21 protein-coding genes are annotated in these 20,934 nt (G+C 66.8%); 10 read left to right on the top strand and 11 right to left on the bottom strand.

The window, feature by feature from the left end:
• From KB874_RS21940 to KB874_RS21915, 6 genes are all read right to left on the bottom strand, one after another.
• Nucleotides 1-174: acetyl-coenzyme A synthetase N-terminal domain-containing protein (locus tag KB874_RS21940; RefSeq protein ID WP_212538711.1), on the bottom strand; the 174-nt coding region annotated here is incomplete at its 3' end.
• 90 nt (nt 175-264) lie between these two features.
• Nucleotides 265-1,020, bottom strand: coding sequence for an ABC transporter ATP-binding protein (locus tag KB874_RS21935; protein WP_212538702.1), 756 nt, complete (start codon nt 1,018-1,020; stop codon nt 265-267).
• Nucleotides 1,021-1,105: 85 nt separating this feature from the next.
• Nucleotides 1,106-1,861 (bottom strand): ABC transporter ATP-binding protein, encoded by a 756-nt coding sequence (locus KB874_RS21930; protein WP_212538701.1) that lies wholly within the window; start codon nt 1,859-1,861, stop codon nt 1,106-1,108.
• Between the two features lie 12 nt (nt 1,862-1,873).
• Nucleotides 1,874-3,079, bottom strand: a complete 1,206-nt coding sequence (locus KB874_RS21925; RefSeq protein WP_212538700.1) for a branched-chain amino acid ABC transporter permease — start codon at nt 3,077-3,079, stop codon at nt 1,874-1,876.
• Between the two features lie 3 nt (nt 3,080-3,082).
• Complete coding sequence (locus KB874_RS21920; RefSeq protein ID WP_212538699.1) at nt 3,083-4,114, bottom strand: branched-chain amino acid ABC transporter permease; 1,032 nt, start codon at nt 4,112-4,114, stop codon at nt 3,083-3,085.
• Nucleotides 4,115-4,213: 99 nt separating this feature from the next.
• Nucleotides 4,214-5,596 carry a substrate-binding protein gene (locus tag KB874_RS21915; protein ID WP_212538698.1) on the bottom strand — a complete coding sequence of 461 codons (1,383 nt, stop codon included), beginning with the start codon at nt 5,594-5,596 and terminating at the stop codon, nt 4,214-4,216.
• A 217-nt stretch (nt 5,597-5,813) separates the two neighbouring features.
• Here KB874_RS21915 and KB874_RS21910 point away from each other — a divergent pair, with 217 nt between their 5' ends.
• The 5 genes from KB874_RS21910 to KB874_RS21890 all read left to right on the top strand — a co-directional run bounded on the left by KB874_RS21910 (nt 5,814) and on the right by KB874_RS21890 (nt 11,880).
• On the top strand, nt 5,814-7,115 hold the full coding sequence (locus KB874_RS21910; protein ID WP_212538697.1) for a short-chain fatty acyl-CoA regulator family protein: 1,302 nt from the start codon (nt 5,814-5,816) through the stop codon (nt 7,113-7,115).
• Between the two features lie 106 nt (nt 7,116-7,221).
• Nucleotides 7,222-7,590: a response regulator transcription factor gene (locus KB874_RS21905; RefSeq protein WP_212538696.1), complete on the top strand. Its 369-nt coding sequence runs from the start codon at nt 7,222-7,224 to the stop codon at nt 7,588-7,590.
• Nucleotides 7,587-7,889, top strand: coding sequence for a hypothetical protein (locus KB874_RS21900; protein WP_212538695.1), 303 nt, complete (start codon nt 7,587-7,589; stop codon nt 7,887-7,889). Before KB874_RS21905 ends, KB874_RS21900 begins: the two co-directional genes overlap by 4 nt.
• 5 nt (nt 7,890-7,894) lie before the next feature.
• Nucleotides 7,895-10,576 (top strand): ATP-binding protein, encoded by a 2,682-nt coding sequence (locus KB874_RS21895; protein WP_212538710.1) that lies wholly within the window; start codon nt 7,895-7,897, stop codon nt 10,574-10,576.
• A 107-nt stretch (nt 10,577-10,683) separates the two neighbouring features.
• Nucleotides 10,684-11,880 (top strand): FliM/FliN family flagellar motor switch protein, encoded by a 1,197-nt coding sequence (locus tag KB874_RS21890; RefSeq protein WP_249200736.1) that lies wholly within the window; start codon nt 10,684-10,686, stop codon nt 11,878-11,880.
• Nucleotides 11,881-11,883: 3 nt separating this feature from the next.
• Here the strand turns inward: KB874_RS21890 and KB874_RS21885 are convergent, their stop codons facing one another.
• The 4 genes from KB874_RS21885 to KB874_RS21870 form a co-directional block, all read right to left on the bottom strand.
• Nucleotides 11,884-12,285: a protein tyrosine phosphatase family protein gene (locus KB874_RS21885; RefSeq protein WP_212538694.1), complete on the bottom strand. Its 402-nt coding sequence runs from the start codon at nt 12,283-12,285 to the stop codon at nt 11,884-11,886.
• Between the two features lie 9 nt (nt 12,286-12,294).
• Nucleotides 12,295-12,729, bottom strand: coding sequence for a DUF6691 family protein (locus KB874_RS21880; RefSeq protein ID WP_212538693.1), 435 nt, complete (start codon nt 12,727-12,729; stop codon nt 12,295-12,297).
• A gap of 1 nt (nt 12,730) precedes the next feature.
• On the bottom strand, nt 12,731-13,156 hold the full coding sequence (locus KB874_RS21875; RefSeq protein ID WP_212538692.1) for a YeeE/YedE family protein: 426 nt from the start codon (nt 13,154-13,156) through the stop codon (nt 12,731-12,733).
• Nucleotides 13,157-13,256: 100 nt separating this feature from the next.
• On the bottom strand, nt 13,257-14,120 hold the full coding sequence (locus KB874_RS21870; RefSeq protein ID WP_212538691.1) for an MBL fold metallo-hydrolase: 864 nt from the start codon (nt 14,118-14,120) through the stop codon (nt 13,257-13,259).
• Nucleotides 14,121-14,256: 136 nt separating this feature from the next.
• Between KB874_RS21870 and KB874_RS21865 the strand changes: the two genes are divergently transcribed.
• The 3 genes from KB874_RS21865 (at nt 14,257) to KB874_RS21855 (ending at nt 16,901) form a co-directional block, all read left to right on the top strand.
• The gene (locus KB874_RS21865) at nt 14,257-14,583 is read left to right on the top strand and encodes a TraR/DksA family transcriptional regulator (protein WP_212538690.1); all 327 of its coding nucleotides are present in this window, start codon (nt 14,257-14,259) and stop codon (nt 14,581-14,583) included.
• On the top strand, nt 14,580-14,807 hold the full coding sequence (locus KB874_RS21860; protein ID WP_212538689.1) for a hypothetical protein: 228 nt from the start codon (nt 14,580-14,582) through the stop codon (nt 14,805-14,807). Before KB874_RS21865 ends, KB874_RS21860 begins: the two co-directional genes overlap by 4 nt.
• A gap of 120 nt (nt 14,808-14,927) precedes the next feature.
• Entirely contained in the window at nt 14,928-16,901 is a 1,974-nt protein-coding gene (locus tag KB874_RS21855) for an enoyl-CoA hydratase/isomerase family protein (RefSeq protein WP_212538688.1), read from the top strand.
• 8 nt (nt 16,902-16,909) lie between these two features.
• On the opposite strand, the gene KB874_RS21850 is transcribed toward KB874_RS21855, so the two are convergent.
• Nucleotides 16,910-17,128, bottom strand: coding sequence for a hypothetical protein (locus tag KB874_RS21850; RefSeq protein ID WP_212538687.1), 219 nt, complete (start codon nt 17,126-17,128; stop codon nt 16,910-16,912).
• Nucleotides 17,129-17,251: 123 nt separating this feature from the next.
• On the opposite strand from KB874_RS21850, the gene KB874_RS21845 reads away from it, so the two are divergent.
• Nucleotides 17,252-17,512: a DUF2312 domain-containing protein gene (locus tag KB874_RS21845; RefSeq protein WP_212538686.1), complete on the top strand. Its 261-nt coding sequence runs from the start codon at nt 17,252-17,254 to the stop codon at nt 17,510-17,512.
• 205 nt (nt 17,513-17,717) lie between these two features.
• Nucleotides 17,718-20,750, top strand: coding sequence for an Ig-like domain-containing protein (locus KB874_RS21840; RefSeq protein WP_212538685.1), 3,033 nt, complete (start codon nt 17,718-17,720; stop codon nt 20,748-20,750).
• The last annotated feature ends 184 nt before the right edge of the window (nt 20,751-20,934 follow it).

Raw genomic sequence — 20,934 nt, 5'->3', positions numbered from 1 at the left:
GAAATCGACGTCCTTGATCTTCGTCGGCGCCTTGATCCAGTCCAGCCGCTGAGCCTGTTCGGCCCAGAACCCCTCGGGGTCAGAGATCGACCGCGCATAAAGCGCATCGTATTTCGCCGCGTCAATGTGGGCGTTTTTCACCAGGTCGGGCGAGGGTGCGTAGGTTTGTGACATGAGTGCTCCTCCTTCGTCTTGGGGGGCAGGGAACGATGGCCCGGCCCCCGATGCAAGACGACAAAAGGTCGGAGGAGGCCGGGCGAGGGATCAGATGGCGAGATACTCGGCGCGCAGCGATTCGTTTTCAAGAACCTCGGCGGCGCTGCCGTCAAAGACGATGGAGCCGGTGTCGAGGATCACCGCGCGATCCGCCAGTTGCAGCGCGCGCACGGCGTTCTGCTCGACGATGATCGTGGTCATGCCCTGTTCCTTGATGTGGCGCAGGGTCTTTTCGATCTCGTCCACGATGACGGGCGCGAGGCCCTCGTAGGGTTCGTCCAGAAGCAGAAGCTTGATGTCGCGCGCCAGAGCCCGGGCGATGGCCAGCATTTGCTGTTCGCCGCCCGAAAGCGTCACGCCCTCCTGCTTGCGGCGTTCGCCAAGGCGGGGGAAAAGCTCATACAGGCGCTCCAGCGACCAGCCCACGGGCGGTGCGATCTGCGCCAGTTGCAGGTTCTCCTCGACCGTCAGTCCGGCAATGATGCGGCGATCCTCTGGCACCAGGCCCAGACCGGCAACGGCGGCCTCGTAGGATTTCATCTTGTGCAGCGGCTGGTGATCCAGCCAGATCTCGCCCTTCTGGACCTGCGGGTTGTCCAGCCGCGCGATCGAGCGCAGCGTCGTGGTCTTGCCGGCGCCGTTGCGGCCCAGCAGGGCCAGGATCTCGCCCTCGTGCACGTTGAAGCTGATGCCCTGCACGATATAGCTTTCGCCGTAGTAGGAATGCATGTCCCACACGGACAGGAAGGCCGGGGCCGTTTCGGCCATGTTGGCGTTCTTCGAGAAATCCGGACGAACGTTCATCTTGGTGTCCTCCTGTCCCGGGTCTGAGCCGGGACCTCAACGGTGGAGGCCCCGGCGCTGGGCCGGGGCGCGTTTCGCGTAAGGCTTAGTGCGCTTCGCCCAGATAGGCTTCCTGCACCTTCGGATGGCCCTTGATCTTCTCGGGCGTGTCCTCGACCAGCGGCGTGCCCTGGGCCAGCACGGTGATCCGGTCGGCCAGGCTGAACACCACGTGCATGTCATGCTCGATGATGGCGATGGTGATGTCGCGCTTCGACTTGATCTCCTTCAGCAGGTCGATCGTGTTGTTGGTGTCGGCGCGCGCCATGCCGGCGGTCGGCTCGTCCAGCAGCAGAAGTTTCGGCTTCTGGATCAGGCACATGGCCATTTCCAGCCGCCGCTTGTCGCCGCGCGACATCGATGCCGAGTGCATGTTGCGCTTGTCCAGCATCTTGACGTCGGCCAGCATCGCCTCGGCCTCTTCGATCAGCGCGCGTTCGGCGCTGACCGATTCATAGGCATGCATCCGGAAGGCCCCGTCGCGCTTGGCGAAGAGCGGGATCATCATGTTTTCCATCACGGTCAGGTCGCCGAAGATCTCGGGCGTCTGGAACACGCGGGAAATGCCCATCTGGTTGATCTCGTGCGGGGTGCGGCCCAGCACGGACTGTCCGTCGAACATGACCGAGCCGGTATCGGGGATCAGTTTGCCGACGAGGCAGTTCAGCAGCGTAGACTTGCCCGCGCCGTTGGGTCCGATGATGGCGTGGCAGGTGTTTTCCTTCACGCTCAGGTTGACCTCGCTCAGCGCCTTGAGGCCGCCGAAGCGCTTGTTGACGTCCTTGACTTCAAGAATGCCCATCTTTGCCTCTCCTCACTCTGCGGGTTCGGTCTTGGCGGACTTGCCGCTGTCGTCGGTGGTCTTGCGGCCGCGCAGGGCGCGGGCGATCCGCTGACCGCCTTCGACCAGGCCGCCGGGAAGGAAGATCACGACCAGCATGAAGATGATGCCGAGCGTCAGGTGCCAGCCCTTGCCGATGAAGGGATAGATCATCGCGACCACGAAATCCTCTAGCCCGTCCGGAAGGAAGGCGAACCAGGTGTGCAGGATGTCCGAGTTGATCTTGGAGATGATGTTTTCCATGTACTTGATCGCACCGGCGCCCAGGACAGGGCCGATCAGCGTGCCAACGCCTCCCAGGATGGTCATCAGCACCACCTCGCCCGAGGCCGTCCAGAACATCCGTTCGGCGCCAGCCAGCGGGTCCATCGAGGCCATGAGCGCCCCGGCGAGGCCGGCATACATGCCCGAGATGACGAAGGCCGCCAGCGTGTAGGGTTTGGGGTTCAGGCCGGTGTAGTTCAGCCGTTGCTGGTTCGACTTGATCGCGCGCAGCATCATCCCGAAGGGCGAGCGGAAGATGCGGATCGACAGGTAGAAGGCGACCAGCATCACCAGTGCGCAAAAGTAGTAACCCACGTTGAAGGTGAAGCCCCATGCGCCGAGGTCGAGGTCGGCGGTGGTGCGCATCTCCAGGCCAAACAGGCTGGGGACCGGGATGTTGCCGGTCGCGGTTGCGCTGGTGCCCAGGATGCGCGGGTCGTTCAGCGCCAGTTGCAGGCCGGTCTCGCCGCCGGTGATCGGCGTCAGAACCGAATAGGCGAGGGCGAACATCATCTGCGCGAAGGCCAGCGTCAGGATCGAGAAGTAGATGCCGGACCGCCGCAGCGAGATGAAGCCGATCAGCAGGGCGAAGAGCCCGGACATGACCACCGCGAGGAAGATCGCCGGAAGCACGTTCATGCTGAGCAGCTTGAACATCCAGACCGCCGCGTAGGACCCGACACCCAGGAAGGCGGCGTGACCGAAGGAGAGGTATCCGGTCAGGCCGAACAGGATGTTGAAGCCGATGGCGAAGATGCCGAAGATCACGAAACGCTGCATCAGGTCCGGGTAGCCCGCGTTGAACTGCGCCATGGCGCTGCCCTCGGGGAAGGGGTTCAGCAGGAAGGGCGCCAGCATCGTCAGTGCGAAGACGATCAGCAGGAGGGTGAAGTCTTTCTTTTCGAGACCGAGCATGGCTTAGGACTCCATCACGCCCTTGCGGCCCATGAGGCCCCTCGGACGGGTCAGCAGGATGATGATCGCCACCAGGTAGATGATGATCTGGTTGATGCCGGGGATGATGTCGATCACCTCCTTCATCGAGGCGAAGCTTTCGAGGATGCCCAGCAGGAACCCGGCCAGGACGGCGCCCGGCAGCGATCCCATGCCGCCGACCACGACCACGACGAAGGACAGCACGAGGAAATCCATCCCCATGTGATAGTTCGGTGGGTTGATCGGGACATACATCACCCCCGCAAGGCCGGCTACCGCGGCCGCGAGGCCGAACATGATGGTGAAACGCTTGTCGATGTTGATCCCCAGCAGGCCCACGGTCTCACGGTCGGCCATGCCGGCACGGACCACCATCCCGAAGGTGGTGAATTGCAGGAAGGCAAAGACCGCGCCGATGATCATGGCGGCGAAGGCAAAGTAGACGAGGCGCCAGTAGGGATAGATGATCGTGTTCGCGTCGAAGCCGATCAGCGCGCCGAAATCGAACGAGCCGGTAAAGGCCGAGGGGGCGGGCGTCGGGATCGGGTTCGCGCCGTAGAAATACTTGATGACTTCCTGAAGCACGATGGCCAGGCCGAAGGTCACAAGGATCTGGTCGGCATGGGGACGCTTGTAGAAGTACTTGATCAGACCGCGTTCCATCACCACGCCGACCAGGACCATCACCGGGATGGCGAAGAGGATGGCCATCGGCACCGACCAGTCGATGATCGTGTTGCCCATGTCCTCACCGAACAGGTCGTAGACGTAAGGCACCTGGAGTTCCATCGGCTGACCGAGGAAGTTCTTTCGCGTCTCGTCGACGACGGTGTGCGACAGGGTCAGGATCTTGTTGAGCGTGACCGCGCAGAAGGCGCCGATCATGAACAGCGCCCCATGGGCGAAGTTCACCACGCCCAGCGTGCCGAAAATCAGTGTCAGTCCCAGCGCGATCAGCGCATAGGCCGAGCCCTTGTCGAGCCCGTTCAGGATTTGGAGGATTAGTGCGTCCATGATCCCACCCTGTTGCGAAGTGAAAATTGCCCGTCGGCCGCCCCTTGGGGGCCGCTGCGACGGCGAAAAGGGTGGGCCTTGCGGCCCACCCTTCGGCGATCAGGCGCCGTTGTTGCAGCTGCCCAGCGCGCCGCCCGCGAACTGCGGGTGGTCGGGCGCATAGGTGACCTGCTCGACCGGGGTGACCTCGACGATTTCGACGAGGTCGAACTCGTTCTCGGGGTTCTCCTTGCCGCGCACCACGACGACGTCCTTGAAGCACTGGTGGTCATCGGCGCGATACAGCGTCGGACCATTGCCCAGGCCGTCGAACTCGAAGCCTTCCAGTGCCGCGACGACTGCGCAGGGCTCGAACGAGCCGGCGCGCTCGACGGCATCCGCATACAGCAGCGTCTGCACGTAGCAGGTGTGAGCTGCCTGCGACGGCGGGAAGCCGTACTTGGTGCCGAAGGACTGCACGAAGGCGTTGGTGCCGGAATAGCGCGAGCCCAGGATGTTCTCGAGTTTCCAGTCCCAGTTCTGCGAGCCGAGGATGCCGGCGATGTTCGAGCCGGCGCCGCGCGCCATCAGCTCGGAATACAGCGGGACGACGATCTCGAACTTCTTGCCGTTGGCTTCGGCAGCGCGCAGGCCGAACTGCACGGCGTTGGTGAGCGAGTTCACCATGTTCCCGCCGTAGTGGTTGAGCACCAGCACGTCTGCGCCCGAGTTCAGGACCGGCGCGATGTAGGACGAGAAGTCGGTCTGGGTAAGCGGGGTCTTGACCGCTGCGACGGTTTCCCAGCCCATGGCTTCGGTCGAGGCGCGGATCGCTTCCTCGGTCGTGTAGCCCCAGTTGTAGTCGGCGGTCAGGTGATAGGCCTTGCGGTCGCCGCCATAGGCTTTGGCAAGAACCGGAGCGAGGGCCGCGCCGGACATGTACGAGTTGAAGAAGTGGCGGAAGCCGTTGGCCCGCTTGTCCTTGCCCGTGGTGTCGTTGGCATGGGTCAGGCCCGCCATGAAGATCACGCCGGCTTCCTGGCAGAGCGCCTGCACGGCCACGGCCACGCCCGAGGACGAGCCGCCGGTGATCATGATCGCGCCGTCCTTCTCGATCATCGACTTGGCCGATGCGCGGGCGGCGTCCGACTTGGTCTGCGTGTCGCCGCTGACGAACTGGACCTTCTTGCCGAGGATGCCGTTGCCTTTCAGCACGGTGCCCGAGCCGTCGGCGTACTTGAACGTTTCCAGCATGCCGTTGTCGGCGCCGGTGCCGTTCAGATGCTCGACCGCCAGTTCGAAGGCGCGCAGTTCGTCTGCGCCCTCGTCGGCATAGGGGCCGGTCTGCGGAACGTTGAAGCCCAGCGTCACGGTGTCGCCGGTCGGTTCGTTGGTATAGGCGCTGGCGGACGATGCGGTGAAGATCGTCGGCAGCGCGACGCCCGCACCGGCGACCGCACCGGACTTGAGCACGCCGCGGCGTGTCACGTTGGTCTTGGACATGTAATCCTCCCATTTCATGGAACGACGCGCGGGTCTCCAGGCCGCGCGACGTGCATCTTGGATGCAAAGGCACTATCGCAGGGAAATGGAAAAGCTGGCAACAAACTCTTTTCATCAAACGCTTTTTTTGTAAATATCTGAAAAGTGCACGGTGGTATTCTGTAAACAGTTTTATGTTGCGCCGCAGAAACGCGTTGATTCGGAATAAGAAAGCGTCATGGCCCAGGACACACTCACCGGCTCGCGGATTCGCGAAAGGCGCGTCGCGCGGCGCATGAAGCAGGCCGACCTAGCACGGCAGGCGGGGATCTCGGCCTCCTACCTCAACCTGATCGAGCACAACCGCCGCAGAATCGGTGGCAAGCTGCTGGTCGACATCGCCGAGATCCTGGGCGTCGAACCCTCGGCCCTGACCGAGGGGGCGGGCGCGGCGATGATCGCGACGCTGCGCGAGGCGGCGATCGCGGTGCCGCAGGCGGCGGCCGAACTGGACCGCGTCGACGAATTTGCCGGACGTTTTCCGGGCTGGGCACAGTTGCTGGCCGACGGCCGGACGCGGATCGCCGCGCTGGAGCGCATGGTCGAGACCCTGAACGACCGCCTGACGCATGACCCGCACCTGGCGGCCTCGCTGCACGAGATGCTGTCGACCGTGACCGCCATCCGCTCGACCGCGACGATCCTTACGGAACCCGGCGAGGTCGAGCCGGAATGGCAGAAACGTTTTCTGCGCAACATCTTCGAGGACAGCGGCCGGCTGGCCGAAACAAGCCGCGCCCTGGTCACCTTTCTCGAGGCCGACGGAGAGACGGTGACCGAGACCGGCACGCCGCAGGAGGAAATGGACAATGCGCTCGAGGCCGAGGGCCATCATGTCCCCGACCTGGAACAGGGCGGTTCGGTCGCGCAGGCGCTGGACCGGATCGGGCAGGGCCTGTCCACCGCAGGGCGCAGCCTGCTGCGGCAGTTCCTCAACCGCTATGCCGCGGATGCCGCGGCGCTGCCCGCCGATCGGCTGGCCGATGCCGTCACCCGTCTGGGCCCCGATCCGGCGGCACTGGCGCAGGCGCTGGGGACCGATCCGGCGCTGGTCATGCGCCGTCTTGCGGCGCTGCCAGAGGATCTTCTGCCAGAGCCCGTGGGCCTGGTGATCTGCGACCCCTCGGGCGTGCTCAGCTATCGCAAGCCGCTGCCGGAATTCGCGCTGCCCCGGATCGGGGCGGCCTGTCCGCTCTGGCCGCTCTACCGCGCGCTGAACCGCCCGATGGTCATCATCGCGCAGGCCATCGCCCAGGCCGGCCGCCCCGGCGAAGGGGTCCGGGCCGAGGCGTTGGCCGTGCCGCGCGGCCCGATCGCCGTGAACGCCGACCCGCAATACGACGCGCACATGCTGCTGCGCGCCTTGCCGCGTGACCAGCGCCCGCAAGAGGTGCAGCCCGTGGGCGTCACCTGCCGCATCTGCCCGCGCAAGGCCTGCCCGGTGCGCCGCGAGCCTTCGGTCGTGGCCGGCATCGATTGATGCATCTGCCTTTTGACGGACCGGATTTTTGTCCGTAATGTCCGAGGGCCGGTGGGAAGATCAGGAGCGCGCAGGCGCCCGGTCCGGCACGATAGGGAGGGGGCGGATGGCCGGACATGTTCTGGTGATCGAGGACGAGCCCAACATCATAGAGGCGATCAGTTTCATCCTGTCGCGGGATGGCTGGCGGGTCGACACGCATTCCAACGGCGTCGACGCCGTAGACGTGGTGCGCGCGAAGGCGCCCGACGTCGTGATCCTCGACGTGATGTTGCCGGGCCGCTCGGGCTATGACATCCTGCGCGACCTGCGCGACGATCCGGCCACCTCGGCGGTGCCGGTGCTGATGCTGACCGCGCGCGGCCAGTCGCGCGACCGCGAACTGGCGGAGCGCGCGGGCGTAAGCCGTTTCATGACCAAGCCCTTCAGCAATTCCGAGGTGCTCGACGCCGTGCGGGCGCTGATCCCGACATGAGTGCCGAGGGCCCGGCCCGGCGCGCGCGGCCGCTGTTCGTCGCCCGCGAGACCTATCGCCGCCGGCGCCTGCGCGACGCGGCCCGCGCCCTGCCGGTGCTGGGGCTGCTGCTGTGGATGGTGCCGCTGCTCTGGCCGCTCAACACCGAGGCGGTCTCGGCCAGCGGCGCGCTGGTCTTCCTGTTCACGGTCTGGGCGGGTCTGGTGATCGTGGCGGGGGCGCTGGTCTCGGCGATGAACGCGACCGACCGCGGCGCCGCCGTGCCAGACCCGCTGGCCGACGAGGATGACGAACCGTGATCGCGATGCAGGCGCTGGCGGTCATCTCGGTCGCCTACGTGCTATTCCTCTTTGCCGTCGCCTTCTTCGCCGAGCGTGCGGCGCGGCGCGGCCGCGGTGCCTGGCTGCGGGCGCCGGTCATCTACACCTTGTCGCTGTCGATCTACTGCACGGCCTGGACCTTCTACGGCGCGGTGGGCACGGCGGTGCGCGGCGGCTTCGAATACCTGACCATCTACCTCGGCCCCTCGCTGGTGCTGATCGGCTGGTTCTGGATCCTGCGCCGCCTGGTGCGGATCGGCCGCAGCCAGCGCATCACCTCGGTCGCCGACCTGATCTCGTCCCGCTATGGCAAGTCGAACCTGCTGGGTGTCGGCGTCACCGTCCTGTCGGTGATCGCCGCAACGCCCTATATCGCGCTTCAGTTGCAATCGGTGGTTCTGTCGGTCGATGCCTTCCGCCACGCCGACCCGGCCGCGCCGGTCGTGGCGGACAGCCAGACGATGACGGCCTTCTGGGTGGCGGCGGGCCTGGCGGTGTTCACGGTGATCTTCGGCACCCGCAATCTTGACGCCAACGAGCGTCACCATGGTGTCGTCACCGCCATCGCGGTCGAGGCCATCGTCAAGCTGGCCGCGCTGCTTGCGGTGGGGATCTTCGTCGTCTGGGGGCTGATGGGCGGCGTGACCGAGACGCTGGCGCGGATCGACGCCTCGGCCCTGGGCGAATGGCAGGTCTCCGGCGGGCGCTGGGCCGGGCTGACCTTCCTGTCGGCAGCGGCCTTCCTGTGCCTGCCGCGCATGTTCCAGGTCATGGTGGTCGAGAACGACAGCGATGCGCAACTGCGCATGGCCTCCTGGGCCTTTCCGCTTTACCTCATGTTGATGAGCCTGTTCATCGTGCCGATCGCGGTGGCGGGGCTCGAGATCCTGCCCGCTGGCGCCAATCCCGACCTGTTCGTGCTGACCCTGCCGCTGGCTTCGGGGCAGGAGGGGCTGGCGGTGCTGTCCTTCCTCGGCGGGTTCAGTTCGGCCACCTCCATGGTGATCGTCGCGGCCATCGCGCTGTCGACCATGGTCTCGAACCACATCGTCATGCCGATCTGGCTGCGCCTGCGCGAGGGCACAGCCAGCTTTTCCGGCGACGTGCGCAAGGTGGTGTTGCGGTCCCGGCGGCTGTCCATCGCGGGCGTTCTGCTGCTGGGCTATCTCTATTACAGCGTCTCGGGCGGCGGGGCTGCGTTGTCGGCCATCGGCCTGGTCAGCTTTACCGGCGTCGCGCAGGTTCTGCCGGCGATGCTGGGCGGCATCTTCTGGCGTGGCGCAACGCGGGCCGGGGCGCTGGCGGGCCTGTCGGTGGGCTTCGTCATCTGGATGTACACGCTGTTCCTGCCCAGTTTCGGTGCAGGGACCCTGCTGCCAGTGAACCTGTTCGACCAGGGGCCGCTGGGGATCGCGTGGCTGCGACCGCAGGCGCTGTTCGGGATCGAGGGGCTGGACGCGCTGCTGCATACCGTGCTGTGGAGCCTCAGCCTGAACGCGGTCGTCTTCATCTCGGTCTCGCTGCTCAGCTTTCCGCAACCGCTAGAGCGCCTTCAAGGGGCACAGTTCGTCACCACCGACCATGTCGGGGGGGGCGCGCGCAGCTGGTCGTCCAGCGCCGCCCAGGCCGAGGACCTGATGGTGATGACCCAGCGCATCCTCGGCGCGCGCGAGGCGCAGGACCTGTTCCTGACCGAGGCGCAGCGCCAGGGCCTGTCGGGCAGCCTGCCCGATCCCACGCCGGACTTTCTCGAGGTGCTGGAAAAGCGCCTGTCGGGCGCGGTGGGCGCGGCCACGGCCCATGCGATGGTCGGCCAGATCGTCGGCGGTGCCGCCGTGTCCGTGCAGGACCTGATGGCGGTGGCGGACGAGACCGCGCAGATGATGGAATATTCGGCCCGGCTGGAGGCCCAGAGCCAGGAACTGACCCGCACCGCCCGCCAGCTGCGCGAGGCGAACGAGAAGCTCACCCGTCTGTCGGTGCAGAAGGACGCCTTCCTGAGCCAGATCAGCCACGAGTTGCGCACGCCCATGACTTCGATCCGGGCCTTTTCCGAGATCCTGCGCGACAGTGCCGACATGCGACCATCCGACCAGACCCGCTATGCCTCGATCATCCATGATGAGGCGCTGCGCCTGACGCGCCTGCTGGACGACCTGCTGGACCTGTCGGTGCTGGAAAACGGGCAGGTCAACCTCAACCTGCGGCATGGGATGCTAGCCGACGTGCTGGACCGCGCCGCCGCCGCCGCCTCGGCCGAGGAGACCGGGCCGCTGACGATCCGCCGCCGCAGCGACAATGAGGAGGTGTTGCTCTACACCGATATCGACCGGTTGAGCCAGGTCTTCATCAACCTGATCGCCAATGCGCGGAAATACTGCGACGCGCCCGACCCGGTGCTGGAGATTCGCGTGCGCGGGGATGTCGGCCGGGTGGTGATCGACTTCATCGACAATGGCAGCGGCGTTGCTCCCGATGCGCAGGACGTGATCTTCGAGAAATTCTCGCGCGTGGGCGAGCAGAAGGCCGGTGGCGCAGGGCTGGGCCTGGCGATCTCGCGGCAGATCATGGTGCGGCTGGGCGGGACGATTTCCTACCTGCCGGGGCAGGGCGGCGCGGCGTTCCGCGTGGTGCTGCCGACAGACCTGGCACTGGCGGCGCAGTGAATTCTCGCGGCAAGGATTTCCCGCCGCGCTAAAGGCCCCCTTAACCAAATCACCCCATAACCCGAAGGCAAGACTTTGAAACGGGTTCGGGACAGGCGATTCCATGCATGGCTGATGGTGGGCGACAGGACGTTTTGGGCCGCAAGGCACAGGCGGCCCAACGTGCCTTCGAGGCACGGGGCATGTCGCCAGCCAAGGCGCTGCGGCGCGCGCTGTCGCGCGCGGCGGACGTGCTCTGGGACCTGGCGCTGGTCGGCCAGTCCGTCCAGATCGACATGCGCGACCAGGACGGCGTCGTGGGCGGTCTGGGGCAGGACACGCTGATCGTCCTGCTAGACGGGCCTGAAGGCGCGATCGGCCTGGCCGAGATCGACCGCCAGGTGCTGACCGGTCTCGTCGAGGTGCAGACCATCCAGCAGGTCACCACGATGCCGGTCGAGGATCGGCCGCTGTCACCCACGGATGCGGCTATGGTCGCGCCGCTGATCGACAACGCGCTGGAACGGTTCGCCGCCTATCTCGACCAGAATCCGCTGCGCTTGCAGGTCGAGGGGTATCGCTTCGGTGCGATGATGGAGGATGCGCGTGGCGTGGGCCTGCTGCTGGACGCGCCCGCCTATCGCGCCTTCCGGGTCGAATTGGACCTGGCACTGGGCCGGCGGCGTGGTGTCGTTACGCTGATCCTGCCCGACCGCCCGCAAAGACAGGCCCAGGCCGAGGCGCAGCAAGGCCGCCCCGGACCGCACGAGGACGCGATGCTGCGCGTGCCGGTCCGCCTCGACTGCGCGCTGGCACGACTCGTGATTCCGCTGTCGCAGGCCGAGCGCCTGCGCCCCGGCGACCTGCTGCCCCTGCCGTCGCCCGCCGCCGCCGAGGCCGAGTTGCGCTCGGCCCGGGGCGAGGTCGTGGCGCGTGGCCGGCTGGGCCAGATGCATGGGATGCGCGCGCTCCGCATCACGTGGCCCGCCGCGCAGGCGGGTGCCACGCCGGGTGCCGCGCGGGCGGCGCAGGCCGCCCTGCCGCAACCGGCGGCGACGCGCAGTTTCGATGCCGGCTCCGATGCCGGTTTCGACGGCGGCGACGATTTCGGGATCGACCAGGCTGACATGGACGATATCGACGCAGCGGCCGAACCCGCCATCGACTTCGCCGCCGATGCCGTCGCCTTCGACATGGGAGAGTTTGATTCCGAACTGGGCGGCGAGGATGCGTTTGCCGCCGAGGCCGGAGGTGGTGCCGGAAACGATATCGGCGGCGAAGAGGCCTTCGCCGCCGACATGGATTTCGATTTCAGCAAGCTCTGAGCATCAGAGCGCGCCGCGCAGCCCGCTCAGGTCGTAGCCCGCTTGCGCCGCCGCACCTATGATTTCCTCTGCCGGCCGTTCGCCGGCCTGGCCCAGTGCCCAGACGATGGTCGAGCGCGTACCGGAGGCGCAATAGGCCAGAACCGGCCCGCCCGCGCCCTCGATCAGCGCCTTCTGCCGCGCCACGTTCTCGGGCGTCAGCGTCTGGTGCGTGATCGGTAGGACGTGAAAGACCAGCCCCTCTGCCTCGGCCGCCGCGCCGATCGCCGCCGCCTGGTGGCTGGGCGGCACCTCGGCATCGGGCCGGTTGCAGATCACCGTGGTGATGCCCGCCGCCTTGATGGCGGGCATGTCCTCGGCGGAGATTTGCGGGGAAACCGCGTATGTGTCTGTGATCGGTCGCATGATGCAGCGTTACTCTGCCGGAACCGCCCTGTCCAGCCGGGCACGCAGGATGGGCGTCACCGCCATGCCGGTCAGCATCGCCGCGACAAAAATGTAAAGCCCCGTGCCGCCATAGGACAGCGCCGCGATGGACGGACCCGGGCACAGCCCGGCCAGACCCCAGCCCATGCCGAACATCAGCGAACCGACGATCAGCTTGCTGTCGATCTTCGTTGAGGGTTTCGGCGGAAAGGGCGTGCCAACCAGCGACGCGGTGCGCCGGCGCGTGATCAGCCAGGCGATGACCATCGGGATCATCGCGCCGCCCATGACGAAGGCCAGCGTCGGATCCCATGCGCCGAAAACGTCCAGCCAGCCCTGAACCTTGGTGGTGTCGGTCATGCCCGAGATGAACAGCCCGGTGCCGAACAGGCCGCCGGCGATGAAGGCGAAAAGGTTGCGCATCTCAGATCACTCCCAGCAGGTGACGGAAGATGATGACGCCGACGCCGCCGGCAAAGATATAGGCGAATGTGGCCGCGAAGCCGCGCAGCGACAGCCGTGACATGCCGCAGACACCATGCCCCGAGGTGCAGCCATTGGCCAGCCGCGTGCCGATGCCCACCAGCAGCCCGGCCGCGATCAGCACCGGGACATTGCTGGTCACATGCGTGTCGACCGTGCCGTAAAGCGGCAGCAATAGCAGTGGCAGCAGCGCAAGCCCGACGAGGAACGCGATGCGTTCCCATTTCGTGTCATGCCCCGTGCCGTCGATCAGCCCGCCGATGATGCCGCTGGCGCCCATGATCCGGCCATTGGCCAGCAGGTAGAACGCCCCGCCGGTGCCTATGACGAGACCGCCGATCAGGCCCCAGATCCAGTCCTGTTCCATGAGTGGTGTTTCCCTTGTCCTGTTGTGACCCCGGTCCGCCCGGGGTGTCACGGCCGGGTCCCACCCCAACCGGGGCCCGGCCGCCGATCCATCGGTCCGGTCAGAGCTTGTTGACCGGCACCTTGAGAAAGACATCGCCCTTTTCGTCCGCCGGCGGCATCTGGCCGGCACGCATGTTCACCTGCAGCGACGGGATGATCAGCTTGGGCATGGCCAGCGTCGCGTCGCGGGTGTCGCGCATCTTGACGAACTCATCCTTGGACTTGCCGGCGCCCACATGGACGTTCTTCGCCTTCTGCTCGCCCACCGTGGTTTCCCAGGCATAGACGTCGCGGCCAGGCGCCTTGTAGTCGTGGCCGACAAAGATGCGGGTCTCGTCCGGCAGGGTCAGGATCTTCTGCACCGACTCGTACAGCGTCTCGGACGACCCGCCCGGGAAGTCGCAGCGCGCCGTGCCGAAATCCGGCATGAACAGCGTGTCGCCGACAAAGGCCGCATCGCCGATGACATAGGTCAGGCAGGCCGGGGTGTGGCCCGGCGTGTGCAGCACGTCACCGCGCAGCTGGCCGATGTGAAAGCTGTCGCCTTCCTGGAACAGCTTGTCGAACTGCGAGCCGTCGCGCTGGAATTCGGTGCCCTCGTTGAACACCTTGCCGAACGTGTCCTGCACGATCTTGATGCGGTCGCCGATGCCGATCTTGCCGCCAAGATGCTGCTGCAGGTAGGGCGCGGCGCTGAGGTGGTCGGCGTGGACATGCGATTCCAGCAGCCATTCGACCGAGTAGCCCTTGTCCTTGACGAAGGCGATGATCTCGTCCGCCGACTTGGTATCGGTGCGGCCCGAGGAATAGTCGAAGTCCAGAACGCTGTCGATGATCGCGCAGGACGACCCGTTCGGATCGCGCACGACATAGCTGATGGTGTTCGTGGCTTCGTCGAAAAAGGCTGTGACTTCGGGATTCATGGTCCTGTTCCTTCCGTTTCTGGACAAACATATACGCTTTATTGAATGCGTATCAAGTCCCCCGTTCCGGTTGACCTGCGTCAAGGCGGCGCGGGCCGCGGCATGCGAGCGTTGCCATGATACAGGGAGATATCGCATGTCACACCATTCCTTGAAGCTGCGTCTGATCGAACGTCTTCACGAACTGGGTATCCGCCTTGAGGATATCGACAAGGATCTCGACCAGCCGCATTCCAAGGATTGGGAAGACATGGCGATCGAGCGCGAGGGCGAGGAGGTGCTGGAACGCCTCGGTGAAAGCGGCCTGGCCGAGATCGGTCGTATCCGCTCGGCGCTGGCGCGCATGGCGAAGGGCGAATACGGCATCTGCCAGTCCTGCGGCGGCGAAATCTCTCAGGCACGGCTCGAAGCCGTGCCCGACGCGCCCCTGTGCATCAACTGCGCGTCGGGCAAGACCCCATGAAGGAGGATCGCGACATGCTGGAACTGAAACGCAAGATCGACGAGATCCTGGCCCAGATCGACAATGCCGACCCGGCCACCCGCAAGGCGCTGTTCGCGCATCTCGACCGCGCCGTGTCACGGCTCGAAGAGGCTGGCGAAGACGTGCCGCCGCAGGTGCGCGCGCGTCTCGACGCGCAGGCAGAAGAAGAGATCGAGGCGCAGTTCGACAATCTCCCGCTTTGACATTTCCGCATCGCTTGCCGGAAAAACCGCTGTTTTCGGCGGCAGAGACAGTGTCGGCGCTTGCCTGACGCGGGCGCCGTCCTCCAGATTGCCCGGAAAACGGGCAATGGCGCGGGCGGCATGACGCGGCGCGGACGCGGCCCCGAGGGACTTGGCGGGCAGATGGAAGACTGGATCGGCTTCGCGGTAGAGCAGGGTGTCGCCTGCCTGACGCTGCAACCGGCGGCCTGCGCCCTGTCCGCGCCCGCGCGGACCGCCCTGATGGAGGCGATCGACCGCGCCGAGGAAGAGGATGGCGTCACCGCGATCTTGATCCTCGCGCCCGGTGACGTGGCCTTGCGCCCCGATCCGGACGACCCCGCTCTGGGGCAGGACGAGCCCGCGCTGCGCGACCTCTGCGACCGGATCGAGTTCTGCGAACTGCCCGTGGTGCTGGCCTTTGGCGGCGATGTCCTGGACGGCGGTGCAGAGTTCGCGCTGGCCGCGCATCATTGCCTCGCCGCGGCTGGCGCGCGGATCGGGTTTGGCGGTATCGCCCTCGGCCTGCCGCCCGGTGCCGGTGCAACGCAGCGCCTGCCACGCGCACTGGGCGCCGAGATTGCGCTGGGCCTGCTGCTGGGCGGGCGCCTGGTGCCCGTGGCGGAGCCGCGCCTGGCGCCGCTGATCGACGGGCTTGCCGAAATGGACAGCTTGCGGGACAGCGCCATCGCCTTCTGCGGCGCGCTGGACGGTCCGCGCCGGTTGCGCGACAGCCGCGCCGGCTTCGATAACATGCAAGCCTACCAGGCGGCGATTCAGGCCCGCCGCACCGCGCCTGCCCTGGCCGCGCCCGAGGCCGCATCGCGCGTCCTCGACCTGGTCGAGGCCGCGCCGCTGGTGCCCTTCGAGATGGGACAGGCGATGGAGGCCGAGGCCTTTGCCGAATGCGCCGCCGGGCCGGAATCGCGAGCCTTGCGGCATCTTGACCGCGCCGAGCGGTCGCTGGCCGTCGCCCCGGCCGCAGAGGTCGGACCGGTCGCCGTGCTGGGCGGCAGCGCGCTGGGCGTGCAACTGGTGCTGATGCTGCTCGAGGCGGGGATGGCCGTGCAATGGGGGGCGACCGATGCCGACCGTCTGGCGCGGGCGCAGGCGGCGCTGGCCGACCTGGTCCGCCAGCGCCGCAGCCCCGAGGCCGCGTCCGACCTGCTGGGCCGGCTGACCTGCGGGCCGCGCGAAGACATGATCGCGGGCGCCGGAATCGTTCTGCTGGCCACGCCCGGGCAGGCCGATCAGGCCCTGCCGGAAGGCATCATCGCCGCCCGGGTCGCGCCGGGCGCGGTCGACCGGCTGGGCCTGCGCTTTCCAACGCCGCCGCGCAGCGGCCGCATCGTCGAGATCCTTGAGGGTCCCGAGGCGACTGAGGCCGAGATCGCTGCCGCCCACGCGCTGGCCGCGCGGCTGCGCCGCCTTGCGGTGCCCCAGCGAACCGGGGGCGGCTGCGTCTCGGCACGGCTGGCCGCGACGCTGCACCGGGCTGTCGACGGGCTGGTTGACGCCGGCGCCGACCCCATCGAGATCGACACCGCCCTGACCTCCTTTGGCCTGCGGCAGGGCCCTTTCCTGCAACGCGATATCCTCGGCCTCGCGGCCTTTGCCGAGGCGCCGCGCGGCGAGGGGGCGCGCAACTGGTCGTCTGAACTGCTGCAATACGGCCGCCACGGGCGCGAGTCGCAGCGCGGCTTCTACCTCTGGCCCGATAGCGACCGACCGACGCCGGATCCTGCGCTGCGCAGCCTGCTGGACGGGATGCGCCCGCACCAGGCGATGCCGGCCGACCGGATCGTGTCGCTGGTCCTGGGCGCGCTGGCCAACGAGGGGCTGCGCCTGCTGGAGGCGGGCATGGCGCGCTCTGCCGCCGATATCGACGTGGTTTCGGTCCACGCGCTGGGCCTGCCCCGGGTTTCCGGGGGCATCATGCACGCGGTCGGAACACGCGGCCTGTTTGCGGTGGAAAAGGCGATGGAGCGTCTCGACCATCCCGACGCGGAATTCTGGCGCCCGCTGCCCGCCTGGGTCGACCGGATCAAGAATGGCCAGACCTTCGACGGGCTCTGAGACCGGCCTCAGCCGCCCAGGAATATCCCCAGGATCACCATCATCAGCCCGATCACCGAGCAGAACAGTGCCGCCATGTTGATCGGCACGACCTTGCGCACCTCGGCCCGCAGGCTTTCGTCGTCAAGCCCGGCGCGTCGTGCCTTCCAGACGCGCAGGATGCACCAGACCAGGCCGGCAAGCCCGCCAAGCGACACGATCGTGCCCAGAGTGATCAGCCAGTCCATCGCATGCGCCCCCGCCTTGGTGCGGCCTGCTTTTGGACCGTCGGGCGCGCTGGCGCAAGGGGCTTGATGCGTGCCGGGCCGGGCTGTAGGGATGCGGCCTCATCATCGGCAGGAGTGAGGCCCATGCAGGATACGGATTCCTCGGACAGCTATGGCATCGCGGCGGGCGAGCTGCGCCAGTTCATCGAGCGCGTGGAACGTCTGGAAGAGGAAAAGAAGGAAATCGGCGAGCAGATCAAGGAGGTCATGGCCGAGGCCAAGGGACGCGGCTATGACACCAAGGTGATGCGGAAGGTGATCGCCCTGCGCAAGCGCGACAAGGACGACATCGCCGAGGAAGAGGCGGTGCTGGAAATGTACAAGGCCGCCCTCGGCATGAGCTGATCCAAGGCGTTCGTCCGGGTCCGGGGCGGTCGGCACAGGCCGCGCCCCGGAGGCGGGACCGCCGCTGCGGGGCATAAACCTTTCGCCCGGCATGCCGCATAAACTTTTCGCCAATGGCAAGGGCCGGTCCCCGACGGTAGTCACGCAGCAGGGCAAAGATCACTGCGCGCGAACACCCACGCCCTGTTGCGAAAGGATGTGCGCCATGTCCGCATCGGCTGTCTGCGGCCCGATCGACCTGATCTTTCTCCAGGACCTCTCCGGGTCCTTTTCCGATGACCTGCCGATCCTCAAGGCGCAGATCCCCAACCTGATCGCGGCGATCGAGGGGTCGAACCCGGATGCGGATTTCGGTGTCGCCTCGTTCATCGACAAGCCGACAGGCGGGTTCGGCGGTACGACCGATTACGTCTACCAGACCCACCTGGCGGTCAGCACCGACAACGCTGCGGTGATCGCGGCGATGAACGCGCTGTCGAACCGCAGCGGCGCCGACGCCCCCGAGGCGCAGCTTGAGGGTCTGCTGCAGACCGCGCTGCGGATCGCCGAACTGGGCTATCGCGCGGATGCCACCCGCGTCGTGATGCTGTCCACCGACAGCACCTATCACGTCGCGGGCGATTTCGCCTCGGTCGTGGCGAACAATCTCGACGCGATCCTGGATGGCACGCCCCCCGGCACGGGCGAGGATTATCCCACCATCGACGGGCTGCGCGCAGCGCTGGTCGCAGCGAACATCTTTCCGGTTTTCTCGGTGACGCCCGAGATGCGCATCACCTACGAGGATCTTGTGGCGCAGCTGGGCTTCGGCGCGGTCGTCACGCTGACATCGGACAGCGCAAACTTTTCCGACGCGGTGCGCACGGCGCTGGCTTCGGCTTGCGGGATCATCACGCATCCGGGCACCGACGGGAACGACTCGATCGATGGCTCCGAAGGGGATGACGGCATCTTCTGCGGGCTGGGCGACGACACCGCCCATGGCGATCTGGGCGACGACCTGATCGACGGCGGCTACGGAGACGACGACTGTTTCGGCGACGACGGCCGCGACGACCTGCGCGGCGGCTCTGGGCGCGACGACCTCGATGGCGGCGCCGATGACGACGTTCTGTCGGGCGGGCTGGGCGACGACACGATGCGCGGCGGCACGGGCGCCGACCGCTTCGTGGTGAACGCGGGCGACGGGCATGACACGGTCGCCGATTTCGAGGACGGGATCGACCGCATCGACCTGTCCAGCATGGACAAGACCGAAGCCGCCGCCGCCACCCTTTCGGCGGTGGCCGACGCGGGCGGGACGCGGATCTCCTTTTCGGACGGGTCGAGCCTGTTCCTGGCGGGCATGACTCCATCCGACCTGTCGCTGGACGACTTGATCCTCGACAGCACCAACGCCGCGCCGGTCGCGGCCAATGACAGCGCCGCAACGCAATCCACCCGTCCGGTCAGCATCGACGTGCTGGCCAACGACGTCGATGTCGAGAACGATCCGCTGAACGTGGTCTCGGTCTCCGTGGCGGCGCATGGCAGCGTGGTGATCGAGGCGGACGGCACCCTGACCTATACCGCGGCCTTCGGCTTTGTCGGCAACGACACGTTCACCTACGTCGTGTCAGATGGGGCGCGCTTCGCCTCGGCGCGGGTGACGGTGGCGGTGGCGCCGGACCTGACCGGCAGCGCGCGGGCCGACAACCTGGTGGGCACGGCCGCGCCGGAACTGTTCCGCGGCTTCGGTGGCGACGATTCGATCCTCGCGCTGGGCGGCGACGACACGGTGCTTGCGGGTTCCGGCAACGACACCGCCGATGGCGGCGCCGGTGCCGACAGCATGTATGGCGGCTGGGGCGCGGACCGGCTGATCGGCGGTGCCGGCGGTGACAGCCTGAATGGCGAGGGCGGGCGCGACACGTTGGAGGGCGGCGACGGAGACGACGCGCTGGACGGTGGGACCGAGAACGACCGGATCGATGGCGGCGACGGCAACGACGTCATACTCGGCGGCGACGGGAACGACACGATCACCGGTGGCCCGACCTCGGTTGCGGGGCTGGTGACCGACCTCGACACGATCGACGCGGGCGCGGGCGATGACGTGGTGCATGGCGGTGCGGATGCCGACAGCATCCTCGGCGGCGATGGCAACGACAGGCTGCTGGGTGAGGATGGCGACGACGACCTTTACGGTGGTGCCGGGAACGACACGCTGAAAGGCGGATTGCTGGACGACCGGCTGCATGGCGAGGATGGCGACGACCTGCTGATGGGCGAGGTCGGAGACGACAATCTCGACGGCGGCGCGGGCAACGACAGGCTTGTCGGCGGGGCCGGCGAGAACCAGATGAAGGGGGGCGTCGGCAACGATACCTACGTGGTCGGCGGTTTCGCCGCGACCGACATCATCGAGGAAAACGCGGCCCCCGCCGTATCGGTCGATACCATCCTGTTCGCGCCGGGTATCACCTTTGCCGACATCGCCCTGTCGCGTGTGATCGACACGCTGGTGATCTCCCATGCGCTGGGCACGGTCGAGGTGGCGGACCATTACAACGAGCCCAAGAAGGCGGTGGAGTTCCTCGCCTTCGACGATGGCAGCCTCTACGAGATGGCGACGGGCATCCTGACCCCGCCGCCCTCGACCGACATCACGGGCACGCCCGCCCCTGAATTGCTGACGGGCACCGCGATGGACGACACCATCACCGGCCTGGGCGGGGCGGATACGATCCTCGGCATGACGGGTGACGATCTCATCGACGCGGGCTGGGGCGGCGACGTGGTATATGGCGACAGCAGCCTTGCGGGCGCAGCGGGCGGCCATGACACGATCCGCGCGGGTGGCGGCGCCGACGAGTTGCATGGCGGGCGCGGCCATGACAGGATCTATGGCGAGGATGGCCATGACAGCCTGTTCGGAGACGGTGGAAACGACCTTTTGGCCGGCGGCGCGGGTGACGACGTCTTGACCGGCGGCACAGGAGGCGACCGGCTTCGCGGCGGCGCGGGCAGCGATGTCTTCGTGTTCGAGGTGGACGGTGGCCGCGACCGGGTGCTGGATTTCCAGTCCGGCGCGGATCACCTGGACCTGACGGCCTTCGGGTTGGCGGAAACGGATTTGACCTTTACCGCCTTCGGCTCTTCGGACCAGCACCTGCTGATCACGGCCACGGGGCTGTCCGTCGAATTGTGGAACACGGTGCAGACCGATCTGGACGTGGCCGCGGATTTCCTCTTCTGAGGCAAGCGCGGCAAGGCCATGTCACGAAGGCTTCGCCTGTAGCGAGTGTTGTTCCTCTCTCGCTACAGGCGCCACGGCAATACGTGGCCCCAGGACAACCTCTATCCGCCTTAGGGGCCGTCAAAACGCGCGTGACAATCTGCGGTCGCGATGACTGGCTTTCGGCCCTGGTTCAAGAGCGTAT

Origin of the sequence: Thetidibacter halocola, from assembly GCF_018224955.1 — a bacterium.
GTDB classification, from domain to species: Bacteria; Pseudomonadota; Alphaproteobacteria; order Rhodobacterales; family Rhodobacteraceae; genus Thetidibacter; species Thetidibacter halocola.
The sequence above is the reverse complement of the archived record's forward strand: the minus strand, read 5'-3'. Positions and strand labels throughout refer to the sequence as shown.

Coding starts and splice junctions, on each gene's coding strand:
- KB874_RS21935 (WP_212538702.1), bottom strand. CDS start 1,020: ATGAACGTTCGTCCGGATTTCTCGAAGAACGCCAACATGGCCGAAACG.
- KB874_RS21930 (WP_212538701.1), bottom strand. CDS start 1,861: ATGGGCATTCTTGAAGTCAAGGACGTCAACAAGCGCTTCGGCGGCCTC.
- KB874_RS21925 (WP_212538700.1), bottom strand. CDS start 3,079: ATGCTCGGTCTCGAAAAGAAAGACTTCACCCTCCTGCTGATCGTCTTC.
- KB874_RS21920 (WP_212538699.1), bottom strand. CDS start 4,114: ATGGACGCACTAATCCTCCAAATCCTGAACGGGCTCGACAAGGGCTCG.
- KB874_RS21915 (WP_212538698.1), bottom strand. CDS start 5,596: ATGTCCAAGACCAACGTGACACGCCGCGGCGTGCTCAAGTCCGGTGCG.
- KB874_RS21910 (WP_212538697.1), top strand. CDS start 5,814: ATGGCCCAGGACACACTCACCGGCTCGCGGATTCGCGAAAGGCGCGTC.
- KB874_RS21905 (WP_212538696.1), top strand. CDS start 7,222: ATGGCCGGACATGTTCTGGTGATCGAGGACGAGCCCAACATCATAGAG.
- KB874_RS21900 (WP_212538695.1), top strand. CDS start 7,587: ATGAGTGCCGAGGGCCCGGCCCGGCGCGCGCGGCCGCTGTTCGTCGCC.
- KB874_RS21895 (WP_212538710.1), top strand. CDS start 7,895: ATGCAGGCGCTGGCGGTCATCTCGGTCGCCTACGTGCTATTCCTCTTT.
- KB874_RS21890 (WP_249200736.1), top strand. CDS start 10,684: ATGGCTGATGGTGGGCGACAGGACGTTTTGGGCCGCAAGGCACAGGCG.
- KB874_RS21885 (WP_212538694.1), bottom strand. CDS start 12,285: ATGCGACCGATCACAGACACATACGCGGTTTCCCCGCAAATCTCCGCC.
- KB874_RS21880 (WP_212538693.1), bottom strand. CDS start 12,729: ATGCGCAACCTTTTCGCCTTCATCGCCGGCGGCCTGTTCGGCACCGGG.
- KB874_RS21875 (WP_212538692.1), bottom strand. CDS start 13,156: ATGGAACAGGACTGGATCTGGGGCCTGATCGGCGGTCTCGTCATAGGC.
- KB874_RS21870 (WP_212538691.1), bottom strand. CDS start 14,120: ATGAATCCCGAAGTCACAGCCTTTTTCGACGAAGCCACGAACACCATC.
- KB874_RS21865 (WP_212538690.1), top strand. CDS start 14,257: ATGTCACACCATTCCTTGAAGCTGCGTCTGATCGAACGTCTTCACGAA.
- KB874_RS21860 (WP_212538689.1), top strand. CDS start 14,580: ATGAAGGAGGATCGCGACATGCTGGAACTGAAACGCAAGATCGACGAG.
- KB874_RS21855 (WP_212538688.1), top strand. CDS start 14,928: ATGACGCGGCGCGGACGCGGCCCCGAGGGACTTGGCGGGCAGATGGAA.
- KB874_RS21850 (WP_212538687.1), bottom strand. CDS start 17,128: ATGGACTGGCTGATCACTCTGGGCACGATCGTGTCGCTTGGCGGGCTT.
- KB874_RS21845 (WP_212538686.1), top strand. CDS start 17,252: ATGCAGGATACGGATTCCTCGGACAGCTATGGCATCGCGGCGGGCGAG.
- KB874_RS21840 (WP_212538685.1), top strand. CDS start 17,718: ATGTCCGCATCGGCTGTCTGCGGCCCGATCGACCTGATCTTTCTCCAG.